At 42.9% G+C, this 12,220-nt stretch carries 9 protein-coding genes; 8 read left to right on the top strand and 1 reads right to left on the bottom strand.

Annotated features, from left to right (window positions below):
* Positions 1 to 55: 55 nt before the first annotated feature.
* The 4 genes from era (at position 56) to WKT00_RS05330 (ending at position 3,346) form a co-directional block, all read left to right on the top strand.
* Complete coding sequence (era, locus tag WKT00_RS05345; RefSeq protein WP_101695303.1) at positions 56 to 952, top strand: GTPase Era; 897 nt, start codon at positions 56 to 58, stop codon at positions 950 to 952.
* Positions 953 to 1,004: 52 nt separating this feature from the next.
* Positions 1,005 to 1,178 carry a hypothetical protein gene (locus WKT00_RS05340; RefSeq protein ID WP_159459850.1) on the top strand — a complete coding sequence of 58 codons (174 nt, stop codon included), beginning with the start codon at positions 1,005 to 1,007 and terminating at the stop codon, positions 1,176 to 1,178.
* Entirely contained in the window at positions 1,120 to 1,869 is a 750-nt protein-coding gene (recO, locus tag WKT00_RS05335) for a DNA repair protein RecO (RefSeq protein WP_101695302.1), read from the top strand. Before WKT00_RS05340 ends, recO begins: the two co-directional genes overlap by 59 nt.
* Before the next feature lie 85 nt (positions 1,870 to 1,954).
* The gene (locus tag WKT00_RS05330; protein ID WP_101694800.1) at positions 1,955 to 3,346 is read left to right on the top strand and encodes a glycine--tRNA ligase; all 1,392 of its coding nucleotides are present in this window, start codon (positions 1,955 to 1,957) and stop codon (positions 3,344 to 3,346) included.
* 99 nt (positions 3,347 to 3,445) lie between these two features.
* Here WKT00_RS05330 and sstT read toward each other — a convergent pair whose 3' ends face one another.
* A complete protein-coding gene (gene sstT, locus WKT00_RS05325; protein WP_101694799.1) occupies positions 3,446 to 4,690 on the bottom strand; it encodes a serine/threonine transporter SstT in 1,245 nt (414 codons plus the stop codon).
* A 371-nt stretch (positions 4,691 to 5,061) separates the two neighbouring features.
* Here sstT and tdh point away from each other — a divergent pair, with 371 nt between their 5' ends.
* The 4 genes from tdh to ppdK all read left to right on the top strand — a co-directional run bounded on the left by tdh (position 5,062) and on the right by ppdK (position 11,636).
* Complete coding sequence (tdh, locus tag WKT00_RS05320) at positions 5,062 to 6,102, top strand: L-threonine 3-dehydrogenase (RefSeq protein WP_340263017.1); 1,041 nt, start codon at positions 5,062 to 5,064, stop codon at positions 6,100 to 6,102.
* 59 nt (positions 6,103 to 6,161) lie between these two features.
* Positions 6,162 to 7,355 (top strand): glycine C-acetyltransferase, encoded by a 1,194-nt coding sequence (locus tag WKT00_RS05315; RefSeq protein WP_340261613.1) that lies wholly within the window; start codon positions 6,162 to 6,164, stop codon positions 7,353 to 7,355.
* Between the two features lie 117 nt (positions 7,356 to 7,472).
* Positions 7,473 to 8,870, top strand: coding sequence for an aminopeptidase (locus WKT00_RS05310; RefSeq protein WP_340261610.1), 1,398 nt, complete (start codon positions 7,473 to 7,475; stop codon positions 8,868 to 8,870).
* Between the two features lie 141 nt (positions 8,871 to 9,011).
* On the top strand, positions 9,012 to 11,636 hold the full coding sequence (gene ppdK / locus WKT00_RS05305; RefSeq protein WP_101694795.1) for a pyruvate, phosphate dikinase: 2,625 nt from the start codon (positions 9,012 to 9,014) through the stop codon (positions 11,634 to 11,636).
* Positions 11,637 to 12,220: the final 584 nt, after the last annotated feature.

The following is a 12,220-nucleotide window of genomic DNA, read 5'->3' as shown; positions in this document are numbered from 1 at the left end:
CGGTAAGAGGCAAAGTACAGACGAGAAAAAGATAGAGGAGATTATGCGGGAAGATATGAGAAGTGATTTTAAATCAGGATTTGTGACGCTGATTGGGCGTCCAAACGTAGGAAAGTCAACGCTTATGAATCATCTGATTGGACAGAAGATTGCGATTACGTCTAATAAACCACAGACAACAAGAAACCGGATTCAGACGGTTCTTACGATGGAGGAAGGGCAGATTGTGTTTGTTGATACGCCTGGAATTCACAAGGCGAAGAACAAGTTGGGAGAATACATGGTAAATGTGGCTCAGCAGACATTAAATGATGTAGATGTGGTGCTGTGGCTGGTGGAGCCGACTACATTTATCGGAGCGGGGGAACAGCATATTGCAAAACAGCTTGGTCGGGTCAATACGCCGGTAATTCTAGTGATTAATAAAATCGACAGCGTGAAAAAAGAAGAGATTCTGACAGCGATTTCTGCATACAAGGATATTTATGACTTTGCGGAAATCGTACCGGTATCTGCAAGAAGCGGCGAGAATACAGAAGAACTGTTAAAGGTGATTATGAAATATCTTCCGTATGGACCGCAGTTTTACAGTGAGGATACGATTACAGATCAGCCGGAGCGTCAAATCGTAGCAGAGTTAATCCGGGAAAAGGCGCTTCACTGCCTGCAGGAAGAGATTCCGCATGGGATTGCAGTGGCGATTGATCAGATGAAGAAGAAAAATAAGGTGATGCATATCGACGCTACCATCATCTGTGAACGAGATTCTCACAAAGGAATCATTATCGGGAAACAGGGATCTATGCTGAAAAAGATTGGAAGCACAGCGCGGTATGAGATTGAAAAAATGCTAGATACTCAAGTGAATTTAAAGCTTTGGGTAAAAGTGAAGAAGGACTGGAGAGACAGTGAATTCCTGATGAAAAATTTTGGATATCGGGAAGAAGAATAAGTCCGTAAGCCATGGGGGAACCTAATCCTATAACGCAGGATGAGGTGAGATCATGGAAGAGGAATACTGGAACCAATTTATGAAAACAGGGAAAATTACAGATTATTTAGATTACAAAGGTATGGAAAGCGGTTTAATAACAGATCGCTTTGAAGGTGCAGCAAGTGGTGAATCAGATAACAGTGACAGGAATGGTGCTGCAGGCAGCGCCTGTCGGGGAATATGACAGACGGGTGGTGATTCTGACGAAGGAAAGAGGGAAGATTTCAGCCTTTGCCCGTGGGGCAAGGCGCCCTCATAGCGGGCTTGTGGGAGTGACAAGCCCATTTTCCTTCGGGAAATTTACGGTATATGAGGGGCGGACATCATACACGCTGGTGTCGGCCTCTATTTCCAATTACTTTTCCGAGCTGCGCACAGATGTGGAAGGGGCTTATTATGGTTTCTATTTTATGGATCTTGCGGGGTATTATGCGCGGGAGGCGAATGATGAGACCACACTTTTGAAACTCTTATACCAGACGCTTCGGGCGCTTTTGAATCCACATATTCCGAACCGTTTGATTCGGTGTATATACGAACTGAAAGCGGTAAGCATTAACGGAGAAGGACCTCAGGTATTTGGATGTGTGGCTTGTGGAAAGACGGAAGGTAATCTTCTGTTTAGTGTAAAACGCGGAGGTTTGGTCTGTGAAAAGTGCAGAAATCAGGTTGCGGATGGAATTTCGCTTTTGCCTTCTACATTGTATACGATGCAGTATATTGTCGGTTCTTCAGTTGAGAAATTATATAATTTCGTTGTAAAGGATGAAGTGTTGAAAGAGTTGGAAGTAGTGGCGGAAAGGTATCTGGCAGGTTATGTGGATCGTCACTTTAAATCATTGGAAATTTTAAAGACGATTACATCGGAAATGTAATTGTATAATAAGACTTGAAAACAGGTTGTGGTAACTGGTATAATGATTAGCACTATGAAACAATTAGAAGGTGAGGATGAGGAATATGGTAGAAAAGACGATGGATAAGATTGTAGCTTTGGCAAAGTCAAGAGGATTCGTATATCCGGGGTCTGAGATCTATGGTGGACTTGCGAACACATGGGATTACGGTAATCTTGGAGTTGAGTTGAAGAACAATGTAAAGAGAGCATGGTGGCAGAAGTTTGTACAGGAGTCTCCATATAATGTAGGTGTGGATTGTGCAATTCTGATGAATCCACAGACATGGGTTGCTAGCGGACATTTGGGAGGATTCAGTGATCCTCTGATGGATTGTAAAGAATGTCACGAGCGTTTCCGCGCGGATAAGATGATTGAAGATTATGCCCATGAACATGGACTGGATATTGGAGACAGTATTGATGGCTGGAGCCATGAGCAGATGGAAGCATATATCAAAGAGAATAATATTCCATGTCCGACCTGCGGAAAACATAATTTTACAGAGATCCGGGAATTCAATCTGATGTTCAAGACGTTTCAGGGAGTTACAGAGGATGCTAAGAGCGTAGTATATCTTCGTCCTGAGACAGCGCAGGGTATTTTTGTAAACTTTAAGAACGTACAGCGTACATCCAGAAAGAAACTTCCATTTGGTATCTGCCAGATTGGAAAATCTTTCCGAAACGAGATTACACCGGGTAACTTCACCTTCCGTACCAGAGAATTTGAGCAGATGGAGATGGAATTCTTCTGTGAGCCGGATACAGATCTGGAATGGCATGCATATTGGAAGAAGTTCTGTTTGGATTGGCTGGAGACACTTGGAATCAAGGAAGATGAGATGCGTTACCGTGATCATTCACCGGAAGAGCTGAGCCATTACAGTAAAGCAACCACGGACATTGAATTCCTGTTCCCGTTTGGATGGGGTGAACTTTGGGGAATTGCAGATAGAACAGATTTCGACCTGACACAGCATCAGAATGTATCCAAGCAGGATTTGACCTATTTTGACGATGAGAAGAAGATCAAATATATTCCATACGTAATTGAACCGTCTTTGGGAGCAGACCGTATGGTTCTGGCATTCCTGTGCAGTGCGTACGATGAGGAAGAACTGGAAGGCGGAGATATAAGAACGGTGCTTCGTTTCCATCCTGCATTGGCTCCAGTGAAGATTGGTATTCTTCCACTTTCTAAGAAGCTGAGTGAAGGAGCGGAGAAGATCTATGCACGACTTGCTAAGAAATATAACTGCGAGTTTGACGAGAGGGGTAACATTGGAAAACGTTACCGCCGTCAGGACGAGATCGGAACTCCATTCTGTATTACCTATGATTTCGATTCTGAAGAAGATGGAGCGGTAACCGTTCGTGACCGCGATACCATGGAGCAGGAGAGAATCAAGATTGAAGATTTGGAAGCATATTTTGAGAAAAAATTTGAGTGGTAATTGATGCGGAAAGTTTGAAAAGACAGAAGAGCATATATGAGAAAAGACCTGGGGTCCGACAGTTTGTCGGATCCCAGGTCTTTTCATAAAATGATTTGTTTAGCATTTTACTTCTGGTTTGTCTTTGTAATATTCCGGGTGCAATCTTCTGTCTCTGAGTTCTGCAGCGGCAGTAAACAGAACGTCTGTGGAGGAGTTTAATCCTGTCTCGCAGGAGTCCTGAATTACTCCGATAATGAAGCCGACGCCGACAACCTGCATTGCAATTTCAGATGGAATTCCGAACAGTCCGCAGGCCATTGGGATCAGAAGCAGAGAACCACCGGCTACACCGGAAGCTCCGGCTGCACTAAGAGCTGCAAGAACGCACAGTACAAGGGCAGTTCCGAAGTCTACGCTGATGCCCATGGTGTGTGCTGCAGACAGTGCCATTACAGAGATGGTAATGGCTGCACCGGCCATGTTAATCGTTGCGCCAAGTGGGATGGAGATAGAATATTGTTCTTCGTCCAGTCCCATTTCTTCACAGAGTTCCATATTAACAGGGATATTTGCAGCGGAACTGCGTGTGAAGAAGGCGGTAATAAAGCTTTTTGCCAGACACTTGAATACCAGTGGGTATGGATTTTTTCTGGTGCACAAAAATACGATAATTGGATTCATAACAAGAGCAACGAATGCCATGCTTCCAACCAGTACCAGGATCAGACGACCGTAGGACAGAAGAGCCTTTAATCCGGAAGTAGAGATTACGTTGAAGATCAGTCCCATAATACCAAAGGGTGCGAAGCTGATAACCCACTTAACACCAGTGGAAATTGCCTCTGAGAAGTCGTCCAGTATCTTCTTGGTTGCACTGGATGATCCTTTTAATGCAATACCAAAGATGCAGGCCCATGCCAGAATTCCGATATAGTTTCCGTTTACGATAGAACCGACAGGGTTTGCTACTACATTCAGTAACAGGTTCTTTAAGACCTCTCCGACTCCGCTTGGAGGTGCCATATCTCCGCCGGCTGCTTCTGCCAGTGTTAGCGTGATTGGGAACAACCTACATGCGATAACGGATACCAATGCTGAGAATAAGTTGCCCAGCATGTAGAGCATTACGATAAATCCCATGTTTGTTTTCTGACCTTCTCCCATGTGGGCAAGAGCACTCATAACCAGGAAGAATACAAGAAGTGGTGCAATTGCTTTTAATGCGCCGACAAAAAGGTCTCCAAAAAGAATGATTGCGGTTGCCTTAGGGATGGTCAGCCCGAGAATGATACCTATGATAAGACCGCATAGGATTCTCAGTACAAGGCTGATACTATTCCATTTTTCAAATGCTTTTTTCATGTTGCTTTTCGCAGCTTATGGAAAGATATTCCATCAGCTGCTTCCCTCACTTTCTACTTTATTCCCGAGACATTATTGATATATTGCAAGATTAAGAGGTGGGTAAGCCATCAGAACTTCATGTGAATATATCAATGTTAACACTCCAAATTATAAAGAAAAAATAAAATTTTGTAAATAGAAAGTTGTAAATAGTGTCAAAAAAAATAAGGCGTTATATGTGAAATAAATATCAAAATGCACAAAAAAGTGGGGCAAAAATTCGTTGTCTGACAGAAGAAGGGATGTTATAATACTAAAAAAGGACATCGGCGATAGGATGATTCATGAAAAAACAGGAGGAAAATACGGTGAGTGAAAAAAGAGATGGAATGATGTGGGCGCTTGTAAAGGAAAAACCAGAAGAAGGACTTTGGATGAAGCGTGTGCCGATTCCGGAAGTCGGACCCAATGATGTAAAGATCAAAATTCATAAGACCGCAATCTGTGGAACGGATGTGCACATTTATCAGTGGAATGACTGGGCACAGCATACAATACCAATCGGTCTGACTGCCGGACACGAGTATGTTGGGGAAGTGTGTGAAGTCGGCGCAGGTGTAAAGGGATTTAAGATCGGTGATCTGGTATCCGGAGAAGGTCACATTACTTGTGGAAAGTGCCGGAACTGTTTGGAAGGTCACAAAGAGAACTGCAAGGATGCAAAGGGAGTGGGCGTCAACAGAAATGGTGCATTTGCCGAGTATTTAGTCATTCCGTCCTCCAATGTGTGGCCATGTAATCCGAATATTCCGGAAGAGATGTATGCAATTTTTGATCCGTTTGGAAATGCAACGCATACAGCACTCTCTTATGATATGCTGGGAGAGGATGTGCTGATTGCGGGAGCAGGACCGATTGGAATTATGGCGGCGGCAATTGCAAAGTTTTCCGGCGCGCGCCATGTCGTTATAACTGATTTTAATCAGTACCGTCTGGATCTGGCGATGAAGCTTGGGGCGACTAAAGCTGTGAATCTGGCGAGGGAAAATATTTTCGATGTAATGAAAGAAATCGGTATGACAGAAGGTTTCGATGTGGGACTTGAAATGTCTGGTTCTCAGGCGGGTCTTCATGATATGATCCACAGTATGAAGCATGGCGGTAAGATTGCACTTCTGGGGCTTCAGAGAACCGATGCGAAGGTAGATCTTGAAACGGTAATTTTTAATGGATTGAATCTGCGAGGTATCTATGGAAGAAAGGTTTGGGATACCTGGTACAAGATGTCTACGATGATTCAGGCAGGACTTGATATTTCTGGCATTATTACCCATCATTTTGATATCAAAGACTATGAAAAGGGATTTGAAGCAATGATTTCAGGCAATTCAGGAAAGGTAATTCTGGATTGGGCACATGTGAACGATTAGAAGATTATTGGCGGCAGAACAGTGTAGCAGAATATAAAAGAAAGGAAGAATCAAGAAAGATGGAAAGAAAAAACGACATTTTAGAGATTTATACCAAAGAGGTAGAGAGCATCAAAGAAGCCGGTCTTTTTAAAGGGGAAGCTCCATTTGTTTCTCCGCAGGGAGCGCGTGTGAAAATGGAAGACGGAAGAGAGCTTCTGTGCATGTGTGCGAATAATTATCTGGGATTAGGGGATCATCCGCGTTTGATTGAAGCGGCAAAACGAACCTACGATGAAAAAGGATATGGAGTAGCGTCTGTACGTTTTATCTGCGGAACGCAGGACATTCATAAAAAACTGGAGAAGAAGATTTCTGATTTCCTGGGAATGGATGATACGATTCTTTACTCTTCCTGTTTTGATGCAAATGGAGGATTATTTGAAACGATTTTGACCGCAGAGGATGCAGTAATCAGTGATGAGTTAAACCATGCGTCTATTATTGACGGAGTGCGTCTTTGCAAAGCAAAACGGTTCCGCTACAAAAATAACGACATGGAAGATCTGGAAGCAAAACTGAAAGAGGCAGATGAAGCGGGAGCAAGAATTAAACTGATTGCGACGGATGGAGTCTTCTCTATGGACGGAATTATCTGTAACCTGAAAGGGGTCTGTGATCTGGCGGATAAGTACCACGCGCTGGTGATGGTAGATGATAGTCATGCGGTTGGATTCGTTGGAAAAACCGGACGCGGAACACCGGAATACTGTGGAGTTCAGGGGCGTGTAGATATTATTACGGGAACCCTTGGAAAAGCTCTTGGAGGAGCATCCGGCGGCTATACATCCGGACGAAAAGAGATTATTGATCTGCTGCGTCAGAGAAGCCGTCCGTATCTGTTCTCTAATTCTCTTGCACCGGCAATTGCAGGAGCAAGTATAGAATTGTTTGATATGCTGGATGAGAGTACGGAACTTCGGGATCATTTGGAAGAAGTTACAGCATACTATCGAAAAGAACTGGTAGATAATGGATTTGATATTATTCCGGGAACCCATCCTTGTGTTCCGGTTATGTTGTACGATGAGAAGACGGCAGCAGAATTTGCAAGAAGGATGATGGAAAAGGGTGTGTATGTGGTTGCATTTTCTTATCCGGTTGTGCCGAAAGGAAAAGCAAGAATCCGTACGCAGGTGTGTGCAAGTCATACCAAGGAAGATATTGATTTCATTGTAAAATGCTTCAAAGAGGTCAGAGATGAGATGAAATAAAAATCCAAAATGCTGGATGTAAGAAATAATAAGTCAGGGACGTGGCAAAACTAAGAACTGCCATGTCTCTGATTTTGTGTTATACTAAATGGAAAGGCAGAAAGGAGTTGCAATTTTATGGAAAGAAAAAACAGATGGAGCGTGTATGGTGAGGCAGAGCATCAGGAACTGCAAAAGATCGCGGAAAAATATAAAAAAGGTCTGGATATAGGTAAGACTGAGAGAGAATGTATTCAATATACGGTAAAAGAAATTGAAGCGCAAGGATACAGAAGTCTGGAGTCGTTTTGGAAATCAGGAGAGGCATTAAAGCCAGGAGATAAGGTTTACGCAGTTTGCATGAAGAAAAGTATTGCCATGTTTCATATTGGAAGACAGCCCTTGGAAAATGGTATGAATATTTTGGGTGCACACATTGATTCTCCGCGTATTGATGTAAAGCAGAATCCATTGTATGAAAATGAAGAACTGGCTTATCTGGATACTCATTATTACGGAGGAATTAAAAAATATCAGTGGGTGACACTTCCTCTTGCAATCCATGGAGTGGTTGCCAAAAAAGATGGGACGGTAGTGGAGATTAACATTGGAGAACAGGAAAATGATCCGGTGTTTGTTATTACAGACTTGTTGGTACACCTGGCTGCAAAACAGATGGAAAAGAAGGCTAATGCTGTGATTGAAGGAGAGAAGCTGGATCTTTTGTTTGGCAGCTGCCCGATTGACCAAAGTGAGAGCCTGGAAAAAGAAGAAAAAGAAGCAGTAAAAGCGAATGTTATGAATATTCTAAAAGAATATTATAATATGGAAGAAGAAGATTTTGTGTCTGCGGAATTGGAAATTGTACCGGCAGGGCGCGCAAGGGACTGCGGAATTGATCGAAGCATGGTGATCGCTTATGGACAGGATGACCGTGTTTGTGCATTTACATCCTTGTTTGCAATGTTGGATGTAGAAGCGGTAGACCGGACAGCGTGCTGTATTCTGGTAGATAAAGAGGAAATCGGAAGCGTAGGTGCTACCGGAATGCATTCTCGATTCTTTGAGAACGTAGTGGCGGAATTGGTTGCTTTATCGGGAGAGGAGTCTGAACTGAAGGTTAGAAGAGCTCTTCAGAATTCTAAAATGCTTTCTTCCGATGTCAGTGCAGCATATGATCCGATGTATGCAGAAGCATTTGAAAAGAGAAGCGCTGCGTTTTTCGCGAAAGGATTGGTATTTAATAAGTTTACAGGAAGCAGAGGAAAAAGCGGATCCAACGATGCAAATGCAGAATATCTTGCGCAGCTTAGAAATGCAATGGATCAGGAGGATGTTGCTTACCAGTTTGCAGAGCTTGGAAAAGTAGATGAAGGCGGCGGCGGAACCATTGCATACATTATGGCGAACTATGGAATGGAAGTGATCGACAGTGGTGTGGCGGTTTTGAATATGCATGCACCGTGGGAAGTGACAAGTAAGGCGGATATATATGAAGCCTACAGAGGATATAAGGCATTTCTGAAAAATATGTAGAAATGACGGCAGGGGATGCAGGACTTTGGAAAAAGCCTGCATCCCCTGTGATTCTTATGCTGAAACCTCTTGACGAAAACTGGCAAAACCAGTAAAATAGATGTGCGACTTAGAAAAAAATAGTGTAGGAGGTCATGTAACATGGCAAAATGGGTTTATATGTTTACCGAAGGTAACGCTACAATGAGAAACCTTCTTGGTGGAAAAGGCGCTAACCTTGCTGAGATGACAAGCCTTGGACTCCCGGTACCACAGGGATTCACTGTAACAACAGAGGCTTGTACACAGTACTATGAAGATGGCAGAAAGATCAATGATGAGATCATGGATCAGATTATGGATGCTATCGTAAAACTTGAAGCAGTTGCAGGAAAGAAATTTGGCGATAAAGAGAATCCGCTTCTTGTATCCGTTCGTTCTGGAGCAAGAGCTTCTATGCCAGGTATGATGGATACAATCCTGAACCTTGGTTTGAATGAAGATGTAGTAGAGGCATTGGCAGAAGCTTCTGGTAATCCACGTTGGGCATGGGATTGCTACAGAAGATTTATCCAGATGTACTCTGACGTAGTTATGGAAGTTGGTAAGAAATATTTTGAAGAGCTTATCGACAAGATGAAAGAAGAAAAAGGTGTAACTCAGGACGTTGACCTTACAGCAGAAGACCTTAAGACACTTGCTGGACAGTTCAAAGCTGAGTACAAAGCTAAAATTGGTGAAGACTTCCCATCTGATGCTAAAGAGCAGTTAATGGGAGCTGTAAAAGCAGTATTCCGTTCTTGGGACAACCCTCGTGCAAATGTATATCGTCGTGATAATGATATCCCATATTCTTGGGGAACAGCTGTTAACGTACAGATGATGGCATTTGGTAACATGGGTGATGACTGTGGTACAGGTGTTGCGTTTACACGTGACCCAGCTACAGGAGAAAATGGTCTGTTCGGAGAGTTCCTTACAAATGCACAGGGTGAGGACGTAGTTGCTGGTGTTCGTACACCAATGCACATTTCCGAGATGGAGCAGAAATTCCCAGAGGCATTTGCTCAGTTCAAAGAAGTATGTAATACACTTGAAAAACACTACAGAGATATGCAGGATATGGAGTTTACTGTAGAGCATGGTAAACTGTATATGCTTCAGACACGTAATGGTAAGAGAACAGCACAGGCTGCTCTGAAGATCGCTTGTGACCTTGTTGACGAGGGAATGAGAACAGAAGAAGAAGCTGTAGCTATGATCGATCCAAGAAACCTTGATACTCTGCTTCACCCACAGTTCGATGCTGCTGCATTAAAGGCTGCAACACCAATGGGCAAAGCACTTGGAGCATCTCCAGGAGCAGCTTGTGGTAAAGTTGTATTTACAGCAGATGACGCTGTAGCTTGGGCTGCAAGAGGAGAGAAGGTTATCCTTGTTCGTCTTGAGACATCTCCAGAAGATATCACAGGTATGAAGTCTGCTCAGGGTATCCTGACAGTTCGTGGTGGTATGACATCTCACGCTGCCGTAGTTGCACGTGGAATGGGTACATGCTGTGTATCTGGATGTGGCGACATCGTTATGGACGAAGAAAACAAGAAATTTACATTAGCTGGTAAAGAGTTCCACGAAGGAGATTCTATTTCTCTTGACGGATCTACAGGAGCTATCTATGACGGAATCATCCCAACAGTTGATGCTACAATCGCTGGTGAGTTCGGAAGAATCATGGGATGGGCTGACAAATACAGAACAATGAAAGTTCGTACAAATGCAGATACACCTGCAGACGCTAAAAAAGCTCGTGAGCTTGGTGCAGAAGGTATCGGACTTTGCCGTACAGAGCACATGTTCTTCGAAGGAAACAGAATTGATGCATTCCGTGAGATGATCTGTTCTGAGACTGTAGAAGAAAGAGAAGCTGCACTTGAGAAGATCCTTCCAGAGCAGCAGGGAGACTTTGAAGCATTATACGAGGCACTGGAAGGTAACCCGGTTACAATCCGTTTCCTTGATCCACCGCTTCATGAGTTCGTTCCTACAGAGGAAGAAGACATTAAGAAACTGGCTGATTCTCAGGGCAAGACTGTTGAGCAGATCAAAGCAATCATCGACAGCTTACATGAGTTCAACCCAATGATGGGACACCGTGGATGCCGTCTTGCAGTTACTTATCCAGAGATTGCTAAGATGCAGACAAGAGCTGTTATCCGTGCAGCTATCAATGTACAGAAAGCACACGCTGACTGGAATGTATGCCCAGAGATCATGATTCCACTTGTTGGAGATGTGAAAGAGTTAAAATATGTTAAGAAGATCGTTGTAGAGACAGCTGACGCTGAAATCGCTGCAGCAGGTTCTGATCTGAAGTACGAAGTTGGTACAATGATCGAGATCCCAAGAGCAGCTCTGACAGCTGACGAGATCGCTAAAGAAGCTGATTTCTTCTGCTTCGGTACAAACGACTTAACACAGATGGCATTCGGATTCTCTCGTGACGATGCTGGTAAGTTCTTAGATGCTTACTATGATGCTAAGATCTTCGAGAATGATCCATTTGCTAAGCTTGACCAGACAGGTGTTGGTAAGTTAATGGAAATGTCTATCGCATTAGGCAAACCAGTTAATCCAAACCTTCACATTGGTATCTGTGGAGAGCACGGTGGAGATCCAAGCTCCGTAGAATTCTGCCATAAGATTGGCTTAGACTACGTATCTTGCTCACCATTCCGTGTACCGATCGCTCGTCTTGCAGCAGCACAGGCAGCTATCGCAAGCAAGTAAGAGTTCTCATAGAGACTTTGTTTGAAAAATACAATAAGCGTATCATTAGAAATAGTGATACGCTTATTTTTTTACTCATATTATACGTTGAGTAGCTGATCGCTTCTTGTGTATCAAGGTGAAGTGAACAGTGTATACAATTCTGAAATTTTTAATACAAAATCCGTCGCAAGTTGTTCCAAATCATAAATTTTTGACCGTATTAGTGAAGATATACTAGACTGTACAGATAGTTCATTAAAGATGCATATAAGCGATATTCGTAAAAAACTTTAAAAGGAAAGTGGAAAAGAATATGTCGAAATAGCTTGAGGGATTGCTTTAAAATGAAAGATAAGGGAATTTTAGTTGGAAAAAATATACAATGAATAAGTATTCAGAAGAGTTGAATTGTATCAATTGTCTAAAATGAAGAAAAAATAAAAATAACATTGACAATTTAAAACACCCGTGGTAATCTAATATAGCTGTCGCGAGAGAGCGCTTCTGAGAAACGCAAGAGCGACAAAAAAATTGAAAAAAGTTGTTGACAAGCTCGATAAAATGTGATAATCTAATATGGCTGTCGCAAGAGAGTAAACAAC

The sequence above is a fragment of the Dorea sp. ICN-14282 genome, from assembly GCF_037890115.1.
GTDB classification, from domain to species: Bacteria; Bacillota; Clostridia; order Lachnospirales; family Lachnospiraceae; genus Dorea_B; species Dorea_B phocaeensis.
This window is presented reverse-complemented; position numbering and strand designations above follow the sequence as displayed.